Annotated in this window: 14 protein-coding genes and 1 pseudogene; 9 read left to right on the top strand and 6 right to left on the bottom strand. The window is 65.7% G+C overall.

The window, feature by feature from the left end; translation table 11 throughout:
- Positions 1–91 precede the first annotated feature (91 nt).
- Positions 92–1000, bottom strand: coding sequence for a 50S ribosomal protein L3 N(5)-glutamine methyltransferase (gene prmB / locus ACNFCI_RS07330; protein ID WP_416767727.1), 909 nt, complete (start codon positions 998–1000; stop codon positions 92–94).
- A 178-nt stretch (positions 1001–1178) separates the two neighbouring features.
- Between prmB and ACNFCI_RS07335 the strand changes: the two genes are divergently transcribed.
- From ACNFCI_RS07335 to ACNFCI_RS07355, 5 genes are all read left to right on the top strand, one after another.
- A complete protein-coding gene (locus tag ACNFCI_RS07335; RefSeq protein ID WP_084854953.1) occupies positions 1179–1769 on the top strand; it encodes a cysteine hydrolase family protein in 591 nt (196 codons plus the stop codon).
- Positions 1770–1827: 58 nt separating this feature from the next.
- On the top strand, positions 1828–2148 hold the full coding sequence (locus tag ACNFCI_RS07340) for a hypothetical protein (protein ID WP_084854952.1): 321 nt from the start codon (positions 1828–1830) through the stop codon (positions 2146–2148).
- A gap of 182 nt (positions 2149–2330) precedes the next feature.
- Positions 2331–2891: a Smr/MutS family protein gene (locus ACNFCI_RS07345; protein ID WP_084854951.1), complete on the top strand. Its 561-nt coding sequence runs from the start codon at positions 2331–2333 to the stop codon at positions 2889–2891.
- A 70-nt stretch (positions 2892–2961) separates the two neighbouring features.
- Complete coding sequence (gene folE / locus ACNFCI_RS07350) at positions 2962–3507, top strand: GTP cyclohydrolase I FolE (RefSeq protein WP_084854950.1); 546 nt, start codon at positions 2962–2964, stop codon at positions 3505–3507.
- A gap of 62 nt (positions 3508–3569) precedes the next feature.
- Entirely contained in the window at positions 3570–3941 is a 372-nt protein-coding gene (locus tag ACNFCI_RS07355; protein WP_084854949.1) for a glutaredoxin family protein, read from the top strand.
- Positions 3942–4000: 59 nt separating this feature from the next.
- On the opposite strand, the gene ACNFCI_RS07360 is transcribed toward ACNFCI_RS07355, so the two are convergent.
- On the bottom strand, positions 4001–4603 hold the full coding sequence (locus tag ACNFCI_RS07360) for a glutathione S-transferase family protein (protein ID WP_084854948.1): 603 nt from the start codon (positions 4601–4603) through the stop codon (positions 4001–4003).
- A gap of 144 nt (positions 4604–4747) precedes the next feature.
- Between ACNFCI_RS07360 and ACNFCI_RS07365 the strand changes: the two genes are divergently transcribed.
- Positions 4748–5938, top strand: coding sequence for a benzoate/H(+) symporter BenE family transporter (locus tag ACNFCI_RS07365; protein ID WP_084854947.1), 1191 nt, complete (start codon positions 4748–4750; stop codon positions 5936–5938).
- Between the two features lie 152 nt (positions 5939–6090).
- Here ACNFCI_RS07365 and ACNFCI_RS07370 read toward each other — a convergent pair whose 3' ends face one another.
- The 3 genes and pseudogenes from ACNFCI_RS07370 to ACNFCI_RS07380 all read right to left on the bottom strand — a co-directional run bounded on the left by ACNFCI_RS07370 (position 6091) and on the right by ACNFCI_RS07380 (position 9557).
- A complete protein-coding gene (locus ACNFCI_RS07370; RefSeq protein WP_416767751.1) occupies positions 6091–6963 on the bottom strand; it encodes a methyl-accepting chemotaxis protein in 873 nt (290 codons plus the stop codon).
- A 36-nt stretch (positions 6964–6999) separates the two neighbouring features.
- Positions 7000–8031: pseudogene (locus tag ACNFCI_RS07375) on the bottom strand (methyl-accepting chemotaxis protein); the annotation flags it as partial.
- A gap of 128 nt (positions 8032–8159) precedes the next feature.
- Entirely contained in the window at positions 8160–9557 is a 1398-nt protein-coding gene (locus ACNFCI_RS07380; protein ID WP_416767731.1) for a PLP-dependent aminotransferase family protein, read from the bottom strand.
- A 306-nt stretch (positions 9558–9863) separates the two neighbouring features.
- Here ACNFCI_RS07380 and ACNFCI_RS07385 point away from each other — a divergent pair, with 306 nt between their 5' ends.
- Complete coding sequence (locus ACNFCI_RS07385) at positions 9864–11033, top strand: MFS transporter (protein ID WP_416767732.1); 1170 nt, start codon at positions 9864–9866, stop codon at positions 11031–11033.
- A 261-nt stretch (positions 11034–11294) separates the two neighbouring features.
- Positions 11295–12140: a lipopolysaccharide kinase InaA family protein gene (locus ACNFCI_RS07390; protein ID WP_416767734.1), complete on the top strand. Its 846-nt coding sequence runs from the start codon at positions 11295–11297 to the stop codon at positions 12138–12140.
- A gap of 3 nt (positions 12141–12143) precedes the next feature.
- Here the strand turns inward: ACNFCI_RS07390 and ACNFCI_RS07395 are convergent, their stop codons facing one another.
- On the bottom strand, positions 12144–12905 hold the full coding sequence (locus ACNFCI_RS07395) for an SDR family oxidoreductase (RefSeq protein WP_368830202.1): 762 nt from the start codon (positions 12903–12905) through the stop codon (positions 12144–12146).
- Between the two features lie 234 nt (positions 12906–13139).
- Here ACNFCI_RS07395 and ACNFCI_RS07400 point away from each other — a divergent pair, with 234 nt between their 5' ends.
- Complete coding sequence (locus ACNFCI_RS07400; RefSeq protein WP_368830201.1) at positions 13140–14141, top strand: NADP-dependent oxidoreductase; 1002 nt, start codon at positions 13140–13142, stop codon at positions 14139–14141.
- The last annotated feature ends 143 nt before the right edge of the window (positions 14142–14284 follow it).

Raw genomic sequence — 14284 nt, forward strand, 5'->3', positions numbered from 1 at the left:
TTCGCGGCACAAGGCCCCGCCGACAAGGGGCTGCGGTCTTCTGTAGGAGGGGCCTTGTGGCGCGCAAGGGGTGCAAGGGAGCCCCCCCTCATCACACCCAGGAGCGGAACCCCTCCCGATGCTGCTGGCACTGCTCGGCCGTCAGCATGAACACGCCATGCCCGCCACGCTCGAACTCCAGCCAGGTGAAGTCCACCTCGGGGTACAACGCCTCCACATGCACCTGGCTGTTGCCCACCTCGACGATCAACAGCCCCTTCTCGGTCAGGTGGTCTGCCGCCTCGGCGAGCATGCGCCGCACCAGGTCCAGGCCGTCATTGCCGCAAGCCAGGCCCAGCTCGGGTTCGTGGTGGTACTCGGCCGGCATGTCGGCGAAGTCTTCGGCATCGACATACGGCGGGTTGGACAGGATCAGGTCGAAACGTTGCCCCGGCAGCCCGGCGAAGCCATCGCCCTGCACGGTGTAGACCCGCTCCTCCAGGCCATGGCGCTCGATGTTCTGGTTGGCCACTTCCAACGCCTCGAAGGACAGGTCGGCCAACACCACTTCAGCCTCGGGGAACACGTCGGCGGCGACGATGCCGATACACCCGGAGCCAGTGCACAGGTCGAGGATGCGCGCCGGCTCGGCCGCCAGCCAGGGCTCCAAGCGCTTCTCGAGCAGTTCGCCGATGGGCGAACGAGGCACCAGCACACGCTCATCGACCAGGAACGACATACCGCAGAACCACGCCTCGCCCAGCAGGTAGGCCGTTGGCACGCGGTCTTCGATACGACGCTTGAGCAGGTGCTGCAGGCGCACCCGCTCGTCATCTTCCAACTGGCAATCCAGGTAGCTGTCGGCCACTTCCCACGGCAGGTGCACGGCACCCAGCACCAACAGGCGGGCTTCGTCCCAGGCGTTGTCGGCACCGTGGCCGAAGAACAACTCGTGCTCATGGAAGCGGCTGACCGCCCAGCGGATATGGTCGCGCAGGGTGCGCAGACGGGATGTGATCACGGGGGACTCCTTTTCAGACAGTACAAAAGTCTAACAGCCCGCCGCCGCAAATGTTCCCCCGGAATCCTCCGCCGGTAGCCAGAAGCCAGTAACCATGCTGCCTGCAATGTCAACCATTCACATTGTCGCCGTTGCAGGGGAGAATAGGTATACAAAAGCCCTACCCAAGGAGCCCTTGATGTCCGTTCCAACCACGATGTTCCGCCTCAGCGGCCGCGACTACCCGCCGGCCAAGCTGGGCCAAGCCAGCCTGATCATCATCGATGCGCAAAAGGAGTACCTCAGCGGTCCCCTGGCGCTGTCGGGCATGGACGAGGCCGTGGCCAACATCGCCCGGTTGCTCGACGCCGCACGCAAAGCCGGCCGTCCGATCATCCATGTCCGCCACCTGGGCACCGTCGGCGGCCTGTTCGACCCTCAGGGCGCCCGTGGCGAGTTCATCCCGGGCCTTGAGCCGCGCGAAGGCGAAATCGTCATCGAAAAGCGCATGCCCAACGCGTTCAAGAACACCAAGCTGCACGAGACGCTGCAGGAGCTGGGCCACCTGGACCTGATCGTCTGCGGCTTCATGAGCCACTCCAGCGTCAGCACCACCGTACGCCGCGCCAAGGACTATGGTTATCGTTGCACTCTGGTCGAGGATGCCTCCACCACCCGCGACCTGGCCTTCAAGGATACGGTCATCCCGGCCGCACAGATCCACCAGTGCGAAATGGCCGTGATGGCCGACAACTTCGCCTGCGTCGCCCCGACCGCCAGCCTGATCTGAGGCGGAACCCAAGGGCCGACCCCAGGTCGAATTCCGGATACCCACAGAGGACATCGGAATGAAGCTCAAAGGCAGTTTCGACGCCAAGCGCCTGCGCCAGCGCGAGCCGCGCAACTGGGGCGCGCGCCTGGCGGCCGGCCTGTCCGCCCTGGTGGCGACCCTGGGCATCCTCTTGGCCATGGCCGGCATCGCCGGCCTGTTGGGCAACTACGATGCCCTGGCCGAACTCAATGCCAATCGCCCCCTGGCCGTGACGCTCACGGTCGGCGGGCTGGTGCTGCTGTACCTGGGCGTGCGTTTCTGGCGGCGCAGCCGTATCCGCCTGCGCCGTGGGCATGGGCTGAACCTGGCGCCGCACCTGATGAAAAAGCACGACTGACGGTGTGATCACCGGCTTCCCCCTGTAGGAGCGGCCTTGTGCCGCGAAAGGGCCGCGCTGCGGCCCCAGCAATTTGTGCTGCGGCCCAGATCCTGGGGCCGCTTCGCAGCCCTTTCGCGGCACAAGGCCGCTCCTACATACAAGCGCTTTCGCGTACACTACGCCGCCCACGTGGAGGCAGCATGCAAGACGACGATTTTTCCCTGTTCCGGGCCGAGATCCGCGGCGTGAAACCGATCAAGCACGACCGCGCCGATGTCGGCAAGCCCAAGGCCGACCGCAAGCAGCTGGCCGGCCTGCGCCAGGCCGCGACGGTGCGCAGCGACCAGCCCTTGGTGATCGACGGCCTGTCCGACCAATTCGTCATCGATGTGGGCGCCGAGGACGAGCTGATGTGGCGTCGCGACGGCGTGCAGGAAAGCCAGATCCGCAAGCTCAAGCTCGGCCAGATCGCCTTCGAAGGCAGCCTCGACCTGCACGGCATGACCGTGGAGCGGGCCCGCGAGACGCTCTGGGACTTCATCGCCGAAGCCACCAAGCTGGAAGTGCGCTGCGTACGCGTTACCCACGGCAAGGCCGCGCGCCTGGATGGCAAGCGCCCGATGATCAAGAGCCACGTCAACACCTGGCTGCGCCAGCACCCGCAGGTGCTCGGCTTCGCTTCCTGCCAGCCCCGCCACGGCGGCACGGGCGCGGTGTACGTGATGCTCAAGCGGACCATGCTCGAAGGCCGCGACGAGTGACGCCGTGCTTGCAGCATGGCCCTGGCCGCCGTACCCTTCGTCTTTGCGATTAATCCCCACAGGTAGATCCATGTCCCTGGAACAGAACTACACCGAGATCCTCAGCCAGCTCGGCGAGGACGTCTCCCGCGAAGGGCTGCTCGATACGCCCAAGCGGGCCGCAAAGGCCATGAAGTACCTTTGCCGCGGTTATGAACAAACCCTGGAAGAAGTCACCAACGGCGCGTTGTTCACCTCCGACAACAGCGAGATGGTGCTGGTCCGGGACATCGAGCTGTACTCGATGTGCGAACACCACATGCTGCCCTTCATCGGCAAGGCCCATGTGGCCTACCTGCCCAAGGGCAAGGTCCTGGGCCTGTCGAAGGTCGCGCGCATCGTCGACATGTTCGCCCGCCGCCTGCAGATCCAGGAAAACCTCAGCCGCCAGATCGCCGAGGCCGTGGAGCAGGTGACCGGCGCCGCCGGCGTGGCCGTGGTGATCGAGGCCAAGCACATGTGCATGATGATGCGCGGTGTGGAAAAACAGAACTCGACCATGATCACCTCGGTGATGCTCGGCGAATTCCGCAGCAATGCGGCGACCCGCAGCGAGTTCCTCAGCCTGATCAAGTGATCGGCCGGTGATTGCGAGCCGACCCTTGGGGGTCGGCTTTTTCATGTCTTCAGGAGTTGCCCATGATCGTCAAAGCCTTGCGGGTCGGCCTCGGCCAGCTCATCGTGTTCGGCGACTGGATCAGCCGCCCGGCCAAGCGCAAGCGCGACGCCGCGGCCCAGGCCCGTGTCGAGCAGGAGGCCAAGGGCCTCGCGCTGTACCAGTTCCATGCCTGCCCGTTCTGCGTCAAGACCCGCCGCACCCTGCACCGCCTGAACGTGCCGGTGCAGTTGCGCGATGCGAAGAACGACCCGGTACACCGCCAGGCCCTGCTCGAGGGCGGCGGCCGGGTGAAGGTGCCGTGCCTGCGGATCGAGGAAGCGGGCAAGGTGACCTGGATGTACGAGTCCAAGGACATCATCGCCTACCTGGACAAGCGGTTCTCGGCGATCTGACCAGCCTGCGGCTGCCTGTACCGGCCCTATCGCCAGCACAGGCAACACAACAGCCTGGGTCAATCGACCATCGGCACATGCCGCGGATGGCTCGCCACCCGCGCCAGCCAGGCCTGCACCGCCGGGTACTCGGCCAGGTCGAACCCACCCTGATGGGCCACATGGGTGTAGGCGTACAACGCCACATCGGCGATCGAATACTGCTCTCCCACCAGGTATGGCGTCATCTGCAGCTGCCGCTCCATCACTTTGAGCGCTTTGTAGCCGCCCTTGTGCAGCTTGCGATACTCCTCCACACGCTCATCCGGCAAGCCCAGGTAGAACTGGATGAAGCGCGCCACGGCAATGTAGGGCTCATGGCTGTACTGCTCGAAGAACTGCCACTGCAGCACCTGGGTGCGCAGGCGCGGTTCGCTGGGCAGGAACTCGCTGCCGTCGGCCAGGTAGTTGAGGATGGCGTTGGACTCCCACAAGCAGGTACCGTCCTCGAGCTGCAGCACCGGCACCTTGCCGTTGGGGTTCATGGCCAGGAACTCGGGCGTCTCGGTCTCGCCCTTGAGAATGTCCACTGGATGCCATGTGTAAGGGCGGCCCAGCAGGTGCAGCATCAACTTGACCTTGTAGCAGTTACCCGACTGGTAATCCCCATAGACCTTGTACATCACCCCTTCCCTCTCGTGCAGTTGCGCAATCGTGCCCAATAGTTGGCGACTGTACGGCTAAATGCAATGGTTGCTGTATGGCAAGCATTGCGCCGGGTCACGGTACGCTGAAAAAACTGCTTACACGTTTACAAGGACTTTTCCATGACCGATGCCACCTCCGCGCCGCTGCGCCCCCTGGCAGACAGTTCCCCGTCGGCCGTCGTCGCCGGCTTCATCGCCATGCTCACCGGCTACACCAGCTCGCTGGTGCTGATGTTCCAGGCCGGCCAAGCCGCGGGCTTGACCAATGCGCAGATCTCCTCATGGATCTGGGCCCTGTCGATCGGCATGGCGGTGTGCAGCATCGGCCTGTCGCTGCGCTACCGCACGCCGGTGACCATCGCCTGGTCGACTCCGGGTGCGGCGCTGCTGATCACCAGCCTGGGCGGGGTCAGCTATGGCGAGGCCATCGGCGCCTACATCACCTGCGCAGTGCTGGTTCTGGTCTGCGGCCTGACCGGCAGCTTCGAGCGCCTGGTGCGGCGTATCCCGGCGTCGCTGGCCTCGGCCTTGCTGGCTGGCATCCTGTTCAAGATCGGCAGCGAGATCTTCGTCGCCGCCCAGCACCGCACCGTGCTGGTGCTGGGCATGTTCTTCAGCTACCTGGTGGTCAAGCGCCTGTCGCCGCGATATTGCGTGCTGGCCGCGCTGCTGGTGGGCACGGCGCTGTCCGGTGCCCTGGGCCTGCTGGACTTCAGCGGCTTCCACCTGGAGGTGGCGAAGCCGGTGTGGACCACCCCGAGCTTCTCGCTGGCGGCGACCATCAGCATCGGCATCCCGTTGTTCGTGGTGGCCATGACCTCGCAGAACATGCCGGGCGTGGCCGTACTGCGCGCCGACGGCTACCAGGTGCCGGCCTCACCACTGATCTCGGCCACCGGCCTGGCCTCGCTGCTGCTGGCGCCATTCGGCTCCCACGGCATCAACCTGGCTGCGATCAGCGCGGCGATCTGTACCGGGCCACATGCCCATGAAGACCCGAGCAAGCGCTACACCGCCGCGGTGTGGTGCGGGATCTTCTACGGCATCGCCGGCGTGTTCGGGGCCACGTTGGCGGCACTGTTCGCGGCGCTGCCCAAGGAGCTGGTGCTGTCGATCGCCGCGCTGGCGCTGTTCGGTTCGATCATGAACGGATTGAGCGTGGCCATGGGCGAGGTGCGCGAGCGGGAGGCGGCGTTGATCACCTTCATGGTCACGGCCTCGGGGTTCACCTTGTTTTCCATCGGCTCGGCGTTCTGGGGGATCGTGGCGGGGGTGCTGACCTTGCTGATCCTGAGCCCACGCAAGGCCTGAAACCCACGCAAATCCCTTTGTAGGAGCGGCCTTGCGCCGCGAAAGGGGCGCGAAGCGGCCCCAGGATCTGCGCCATGGCACAGAATGTCGGGGGGCCGCTTTGCGGCCCTTTCGCGGCGCAAGGCCGCTCCTACAGAGGACGTGTCTGCGCTTTACAGCCGGAAATGCCCCACCATTCCTTTCAGCTCATCGCCCAACTGCGCCAGCTCCACACTGGACCGGGCATTGTCCTGCATGGCCAACGCCGCCTGGTCGGCACTGCCGCGGATCTGCGTGACGCTGCGGCTGATTTCCTCGGCCACCGAACTCTGTTGCTCTGCCGCCGCGGCGATCTGCTGGTTCATCTGCTGGATCAATGAAACCGCCGCAGCGATGCTGCCCAGCGCGCTTTCGGTGTGCAGGGCGTCGGCCACCGCCAGGCGCACCAGCTCGGTACTGCCACGGATCTGCGCCACCGATTGGGCCGCATTGCCACGCAGGCTGGCGACCAGGCGCTCGATCTCCTCGGTGGACTGCCGGGTGCGCCGGGCCAGGGCCCGCACCTCATCGGCCACTACCGCGAAGCCACGGCCCTGCTCCCCGGCCCGGGCTGCTTCGATGGCCGCGTTGAGCGCCAGCAGGTTGGTCTGCTCGGCCACGCTCTTGATCACTTCGAGCACATCGCCAATGGTGTGGATCTCGTCGCTGAGGCTGTCGATGCTGGCGCTGGCCGTCTCCGCCGCCGCCGCCAGCTGCTCGATGCGCTGCATGCTCTGGCGCACCACCTGCTGGCCGGACTCGACCTTGTCGTCGGCGCTCTGCGCGGCCTGGGCGGCCTCCTCGGCGTTGCGCGCCACATCGTGCACGGTGGCGGTCATCTGCTGCATGGCCGTGGCCACCTGCTCGGTTTCTTCCTTCTGGCTGCCCACCTCGCGGTTGGTCTGCTCGGTGACCGCCGACAGCGCCTGGGCGTTGCCGGCCAACTGTTCGATGCCCTGCTGCAGGCCGCTGACGATGCCGGACAGCCCCGCCGCCATCTGCTGCATGGCCAGGGTCAGCTGGCCGACTTCGTCGCGCCGGGTGGTTTCGGTGTCGATCGCCAGATCGCCCGCAGCGATGCGCTGGGCCCGGGCGATCACACGCTTGAGCGGGCCGACCACGGCACGGGTGATCAACCAGGCGGCCAGCACGCCGGCCAACAGCGCCAAGGCCGTGGCCAGGCCGATGGCGACGGTGCTGCGGGCCAGCTCGCCCTGCATGGCCTGCTCCTGGGCGGCGTAGGCCTGGTCGACCCGCGCAGTGACCTGTTCGGCGCGGGCCTGAAGCTGCGCCTTGATGCCCTGCTCCTTGGCCAGCAGGTCGGTGTATTCGTTGAGCTTTTCCGAGAAGCTGGCGATGTGCCCGGCCACTTCACCCAGCACGCTCTGGTAACCGGCATCGGCCACCGAGCCCTTGAGCTGCTCGACCAGCGCGCCGGCCTCGACGGTCTGGGCGATGCGCCCTTCGTTGACCGCCTCCTCGCCCTTGCGCCCCTGCTCCAGGCGCACCCGCGCCTCGTCCATGGCCTGCAGCATCAGCCGCGACACCTGGGCCACCTGCCCGGCCTGCTCGAGGAACTCGCTGCCCTGCTGGCCCTGGGACTGCTTGAGGGTATAGGTGCCGTCGTCGGCCAGGCCCATTTGCAGCACATCGAGGTTGTTGGCCACGCTGGACACCGACCAGCTGGCCATGTCCAGGGCCAGCTCCTTGGCCTGCACCGCTTCGACGAAGACGTCGAAGGCCTGGCCGTAGGCGCTGAGGTCGGCTTGGGCGGCGGCCAGGGCGGGCAGGCTGCCGGCGCGCTCGACCAGGCTTTTCAGGTCGTTGCGCAGGGCTTCGGCTTCCTTGATGTCCGAGCGCAGGGCGAAGGATTGCTCATGCTGGCGCAGCTTGAGCAGGTCGGTGTTGAACTGGCTCATCTGGAGCAGGCTGTCGAAGCGCTGGCCGACGCCGTGGAGGGCGAAGATACCGATGGCGGCGACCGCCAGGGTCAGCAGCAGGACCAGGGCAAAGCCCAGGCCGAGCTTGCGGGCCATGCCCAGGTTGGCCAGAACACCGTGTTGGGTTGCCCTCATTGCCTTTTCCCCCCCGCGATGGGCTGCAAAGCAGCCCTTTTGTTATCGACCAAGAGTGGCAACAGCTGGCCTCTGTCCACAAGGCCCAACCCTCACAATGGTGTCAAATAGCTATGACCCTGTCGCTTTCAGCATGCTGGAGGTCGCCCTGCGTGCCGAAAGAACGCCTGGGCCCGTTGGTCCTGCCCGTAGGCGACGTTGATCCGCAGCCAATCGCTGGGCGCGCCCTCTGGGTCGAAGGCACTGCCCGGCGTCAGCAACACCGCGTGTTCCAGGGCGATGCGCTCCAGGCTGGCGAAACCTCGCCCCGGCGACCGGGCCCAGACGAACATGCCGCCATAGGGCTCGCAGAACACCTCCCAGCCAAACGCCTCCAGTTGCCCCAGCACCTTGGCCATGTGCTGCCCCAGGCGCACCCGCAGGCGCTGCACGCTCTTGCGGTAGCTGCCAGTGGCGAGCATCTGTCCCACCACCTGCTCGGCAAAACGCGAAGTGCCGATGCCGGTGACCATCTTCAATTCGGCCAGGCGGGCGATCAGCGCGGCGTCGGCCACCAGGTAGCCGACCCGCAGGGAACTGCTCAAGGTCTTGGAGAAGCTGGCCAGGTAGATCACCCGCTGCTCGCTGTCGAGGGTGGCCAGGCGGGTGGCCGGGCCGTCCTGGAAGTCGGCGTAGAGGTCGTCCTCGACGATCCGCAGGTCATGTTCCCGGGCCAGCTCCAGCAAGCGATAGGCGACCTTGGGGGTCAGGCTGGTACCGGTCGGGTTGTGGTACAGGCTGTTGATGAACAGGCAGCGCGGGCGATGCTCGGCCAGCAGCCGCTCGAGGGCCTCCAGGTCCGGGCCGCTGGCCGTGCGCGGCACCGGCAGCATGCGCACCTGGTGCTGGCGCAGCAGGTTGAACAGGTTGTAGTAGCCGGGGCTTTCCACCAGCACCGCGTCGCCCGGGCGCAACAGGGTGCGCACCAGCAGGTCGAGGCCGTGGCTGGCGCCTTGGGTGGTGAGGATGCGCTCCGGGCCGGCGGGGATGTCCAGGCGGGCCAGGCGCTTGTGCAACTGCTGGCGCAGGCTGGCCAGGCCCAGGGGTGGGCAGTAGTCGAACAGGTCTTCTACGCGGCCGCGGCTGACCTGGCGTATGGCCTGGGCCAGCTCGGCGTTGGCGCGCCAAGCGCCGGGCAGCCAGCCGCAGCCGAGCTTGAGCAGCTCGTCGTGGCCTTCGCGGAACTGGCGCCAGCTGCCGTCACCGGCCTCGCCCCAGGGCTGGGTGTCCTCGACCGCTAGCCCGGGTTTGCGCTCGGCGACGAAAAAGCCGGTGCCGTGGCGCGCCTCCAGCCAGCCGCTGGCGACCAGGCGGTCGTAGGCCTCGATCACGCAGGATGCGCTGACCGCTAGTGTGCGCGCTTGGGTGCGGATGGAGGGCAGGCGTGCGCCGGGGCGCAGGCGCTGGTGTTCGATCCAGGCCTGGAGCTGGTCGGTGAGCTGTTGCACCAGAGGCGTGGTGGATTGGCGGTCCAAGTGGATGGGCATGGCAAGTGTTCGCTGTTTTTTGGCGAACAGTTAAGCATAAATGGGGTGGGCGTGTGTCTTGTGGGTGGTTTGGCCTGGGGGCACTGTGCCCCTACCGGCCCAATCGCCGGCAAGCCGGCTCCCACAGAAGCGGCGCTCACCCAGGCGGGGTACACACCGGACCATGTGGGAGCAACTGTCTTGGTTGCTTGGCCCGCCCCTATCGCTGGCAAGCCAGCCACAGGTATAGCGGTGTCAGCGCAAGACCGGTGGGAGCCGACTTGCCGGCGATTGGGCCCGAACAGACAACCCGTCAAGGATACCCCGATGCCCACCCGTTCAGCCCCGGCCCGCCTGGCCTTCGCCCTCTGCCTGATCACCCTGGCGGTCAACCTCCAGGCCCCTCTGTACATCGCCTACGCCGACCTCTCCGGGCAAGGCGCAGCCGCCACCGCGGTGGCGTTCTCCGGCTACGTGCTGGGTGTGCTGCCGGTACTGCTGGCCCTCGGCGGCCTGGCCGACCGCATCGGCCGACGCCCGCTGATCCTCGCCGCCCTGGCCCTGTCGATGGTCGCCACCGTGCTGATGTTGTTAGCCCCCGGGCTGCAGACCCTGGGCATCGCCCGCCTGTTCCTCGGCCTTGGCACGGGACTGGCCTCGGCGACCGCCACCGCCTATATGGGCGAACTCATGGCCGGCGGCGACACCGGCCGCGCCGCCAACTGGGTCACCGCCAGCACCTCCCTGGGCTTCGGCCTTGGCGCTGCGCTGACCAGCCTGTTCCTGCTGAGCGGCCCGACCCTGACGCCCGGCAGCTTCCACCTGCAGCTGGCCCTCGCCGCCCTCGCCCTCGCGCTCGTCTGGCGCCTGCCCGACCCACGGCCCGCACAACGCAGCGCCATGCTGCGCCTGCCCTGCTACCCCGCCGGCAGCCTGGCCTACGGGCTGGCCATCCTGCTCGCATGGGCCTGTGTCGGGCTGGTGATCGCCCTGCTGCCCGGCATCCTGCGACAACACGGCCTGAGTGCCTGGTCGGGGTTCTCTACGTTTTGCGTGATCAGTTGCGGCTTGCTGTTCCAACCCATGGCCCGCCGCCTGCCCAGCGCCCGCGCCACCCTGCTGGGGCTGGTGATCCTGCCGTGCAGCTATGCCCTGCTGGCCTGGGGCGCCGACAGCGGGCATCTGCTGGCCGTGCTGGCCGGCGCAGTGGCGGCCAGCAGCGCCTGCTACGGGTTCATCTACCTGGGTGGGCTAGCGGCGGTGAACCAATTGGCTGGCACCGAGAAGACCCGCGCCAGCGCGGGGTTCTTCCTGCTGGCCTACCTGGGGTTCAGTTTGCCGGTGATCTTTACCGGCGTGCTCAGTGACCGGCTCGGTTCGCGGACGGCGTTGGTGGTGTTTGGGGCGGCGTTGTTGCTGGGGTGCGTGGCGGTTGGCCTGGCATTGATGATGTCGATGCGCGCTAGCGCTGTTCGTAAGGCAGCGCAGCCCTTGTAGACCCAGGGCAACGGTAATCCAATGGGCAGCAGGGCCCCTGTGGGAGCGGGCTTGCCCGCGATCACGGGCGAAGCCCGTGCCATACCACCGCGAAGGCAGGCCCGGCCCAATCGCGGGACAAGGCCGCTCCTACAACATCGAACAACGCCGAGAGGACAGCCATGGACAGGGGCGCATGTAAATTTAAATTTGCAACAAAAAGGTGAAATAACTGTAACATTCCAAGGAATGATGGCCTTTTGATACTTACAAGGATGTAGCGTGGTCCGCAATACCCCAGAATGGTCCAATGATTTTCCGCATGTCGTGAAGCACCAACGCACCACTCTGCATTTCAAAGCCCCTCTGCGTCCCCATACCCGACATGCTCTCGAGCGGTTGATCGACCAGGCCAGCCGCAGCAAACGCATCAGCACTCCTCTCGATTGCCCGGAGCGAGCATTCTTCACCAAGCGTGAAAAGCTCGACTCACTGAAGAAGAAATGGCGCGTGCAAAGAGGTCGCCCAAAACGCAATGGCATGTTCGATTGGCCGATCGAGGAACTGATCAACACACAAGAGGCTTCGCGACGCGGCGCTCGTGTCCCCCCCTTGGTAGGGTATGGCTATAGCCGCTCCAAGCTCGGGCTGGTGCAGGACCTGTTCCTGATTACCCAACACCTGGATGAATATCACGATGGGCTGGCCATACTGCGTCAGAGCCCAGAGGCGATCGACAACATAATCCGGGCTGCTTTCGAGTTGCTGCACGCTCTCCATAGCCTGGGCATTACTCATATGGACCTATGGGCTGCCAATATCATGTTGCCAACCCAACCTGACGCCCAGCCCCAAGCCATCGATCTGGAAAATAGCTTCCACGTCCCAACAGACTTCCTTGGTGAAACGCTGGGCTTCCAGTTCGGGTTCTTCTATTTCCGCGAAGTCTATCGCTACATCACCGAAGCCGATTACGACACCCAGGTGGAACAAGCCCTCTCACACTATTTTCCACATATCGACCGGGAGGCATTCGAGCGGGTATACCGGATTGCCAAGCACCAGGACATCGGACGATTGGAACGTCGCGATATCTTTCTCACAGGCACCGTCAACGCCCAGTACTGATTCTTAGATGGCCATGGCCCCACCATCCACTGCCAGGCTATGCCCGGTGGTAAACGCCGCCCCATCGCTGCACAAGTACAACACCGCACTGGCAATCTCCTCCACCTTGCCAATGCGCCCAACCGGGTGCATCGCCGCGGCGAACTCCGCCTTGCGCGGGTCGGCCTCGTAGGCGCGGCGGAACATGTCGGTGTCGATCACCGCCGGGCACACCGCATTCACCCGGATGCCCTTCTTGGCGTATTCGATCGCCGCTGACTTGGTCAGGCCGATCACCGCATGCTTGGAGGCGCTGTAGATGCTCATCTTCGGCGCCGCGCCCAGCCCCGCCACCGAGGCTGTGTTGACGATGGCCCCGCCACCGGCGGCCAGCATCAGCGGCAACTGGTACTTCATGCACAGCCACACGCCCTTGACGTTCACCCCCATGATCGCGTCGAACTCTGCCTCGCTGCCCTCGGCCAGGCGGCCCTTCTCGATCTCGATGCCGGCGTTGTTGAAGGCATAGTCCAGGCGACCATAGGCCTCGATGACCTGTTCATGCAGCGCCTGCACCTCGCGCTCGCAGGTAACGTCGCACGCCAGAAACAGCGCCTGCCCACCCGCCTCGTGGATCAGCGCCACGGTCGCTTCGCCGCCGGCCACATCACGGTCGGCCACCACCACCTTCAAGCCCTCGCCGGCGAACGCCAGCGCCGTCGCCCGGCCGATCCCCGCCCCGCCACCGGTGACCAGGGCAACCTGGCCGGAAAAGGTCATGCTCATTGCTGGCTCCTGCATGCTGGTTGTTGTGCAGGGGGAGTCTAGACAGATCACACGGCCGCTGGGCAGCAGGATCATCCAGGTGGATCAGAATGTATTTACAGCAGATGTGGTGCTTGCTCCGAAGAACCCCTTGGGGCTATCAAGTGGGTTGGATCGAAGAATCTGATAGCCCCGATCGCGGGACAACCCCGCGATTGCGCCGGCACTGCCAACCCCAAACCCAAGGGAACCCCCATGGCCCACACCAACCGCCGCTTCCTGCTGACCAGACGCCCCGTCGGCGCCGTACGCCGCGACGACTTCACCTACGAACAAGCCCCCGCCGCCGAGCCCGCCGAAGGCCAGGTGCTGGTCAAGAACCTCTACCTCTCCCTGGACCCCGCCATGCGCGGCTGGATGAACGAAGGCAAGTCCTACATCCCACCCGTGGCCCTGGGCCAGGTGATGCGCGCCCTGGGCGTAGGCGAAGTGATCGCCTCCAAGCACCCGGGCTTCCAGCCCGGCGACCATGTCAACGGCCCGCTCGGCGTGCAGGACTACTTCACCGGCGAACCCCAGGGCCTGTACAAAATCGACCCACGCCTGGCCCCCCTGCCCCGCTACCTCTCGGCCCTGGGCATGACCGGCATGACCGCCTACTTCGCCCTGCTCGACGTCGGCCAGCCCAAGGCCGGCGAAACCGTGGTCATCTCCGGCGCCGCCGGCGCGGTGGGCAGCATTGCCGGGCAGATCGCCAAGCTCAAGGGCTGCCGTGTGGTCGGTATCGCCGGTGGCGAAGCGAAGTGCCGCTACCTCAAGGAGGAGCTCGGCTTCGACGGCACCATCGACTACAAGGCCGAAGACGTGCTGGCCGGCCTCAAGCGCGAATGCCCCAAAGGCGTGGACGTGTACTTCGACAACGTTGGCGGCGACATCCTCGACGCCGTGCTCAGCCGCCTGAACTTCAAAGCCCGCGTGATCATCTGCGGGGCCATCAGCCAGTACAACAACAAGGACGCCGTCAAAGGCCCGGCCAACTACCTGTCGCTGTTGGTGAACCGCGCACGGATGGAAGGCTTCGTGGTGATGGACTACGCCAAGGAGTACGGCAAGGCCGCCCAGGAGATCGCCGGCTGGCTGGCCAGTGGCGAAGTGAAGAGCAAGGAGGATGTGGTGGAAGGGTTGGAGACCTTCCCGGAGACACTGCTCAAGCTGTTCAGCGGGGAGAACTTCGGGAAGCTTGTGCTCAAGATTTGAGGCATGTGTCCGTCGGTGCCGGCCTGATCGCGGGGCAAGCCCGCTCCTACAGAGGCCGAGTCGGCCATATGTCTATGACAGGCACCCTACCTGTGGGCTGCGCTGTCGCAGAACCCGCGGCCGGCGCTGCCCCTGTGGGAGCG

The organism is Pseudomonas sp. NY15356, assembly GCF_048068175.1.
Taxonomy (GTDB): Bacteria; Pseudomonadota; Gammaproteobacteria; order Pseudomonadales; family Pseudomonadaceae; genus Aquipseudomonas; species Aquipseudomonas putida_K.

What these genes read in the sequence shown, in the direction of transcription:
- ACNFCI_RS07355 (WP_084854949.1), top strand. Translation starts at nt 3,570, where the DNA reads ATGATCGTCAAAGCCTTGCGGGTCGGCCTCGGCCAGCTCATCGTGTTC.
- ACNFCI_RS07370 (WP_416767751.1), bottom strand. Translation starts at nt 6,963, where the DNA reads ATGCAGCAGATGGCGGCGGGGCTGTCCGGCATCGTCAGCGGCCTGCAG.
- ACNFCI_RS07365 (WP_084854947.1), top strand. Translation starts at nt 4,748, where the DNA reads ATGACCGATGCCACCTCCGCGCCGCTGCGCCCCCTGGCAGACAGTTCC.
- ACNFCI_RS07380 (WP_416767731.1), bottom strand. Translation starts at nt 9,557, where the DNA reads ATGCCCATCCACTTGGACCGCCAATCCACCACGCCTCTGGTGCAACAG.
- ACNFCI_RS07395 (WP_368830202.1), bottom strand. Translation starts at nt 12,905, where the DNA reads ATGAGCATGACCTTTTCCGGCCAGGTTGCCCTGGTCACCGGTGGCGGG.
- ACNFCI_RS07360 (WP_084854948.1), bottom strand. Translation starts at nt 4,603, where the DNA reads ATGTACAAGGTCTATGGGGATTACCAGTCGGGTAACTGCTACAAGGTC.
- folE (WP_084854950.1), top strand. Translation starts at nt 2,962, where the DNA reads ATGTCCCTGGAACAGAACTACACCGAGATCCTCAGCCAGCTCGGCGAG.
- ACNFCI_RS07335 (WP_084854953.1), top strand. Translation starts at nt 1,179, where the DNA reads ATGTCCGTTCCAACCACGATGTTCCGCCTCAGCGGCCGCGACTACCCG.
- ACNFCI_RS07385 (WP_416767732.1), top strand. Translation starts at nt 9,864, where the DNA reads ATGCCCACCCGTTCAGCCCCGGCCCGCCTGGCCTTCGCCCTCTGCCTG.
- ACNFCI_RS07340 (WP_084854952.1), top strand. Translation starts at nt 1,828, where the DNA reads ATGAAGCTCAAAGGCAGTTTCGACGCCAAGCGCCTGCGCCAGCGCGAG.
- ACNFCI_RS07345 (WP_084854951.1), top strand. Translation starts at nt 2,331, where the DNA reads ATGCAAGACGACGATTTTTCCCTGTTCCGGGCCGAGATCCGCGGCGTG.
- ACNFCI_RS07400 (WP_368830201.1), top strand. Translation starts at nt 13,140, where the DNA reads ATGGCCCACACCAACCGCCGCTTCCTGCTGACCAGACGCCCCGTCGGC.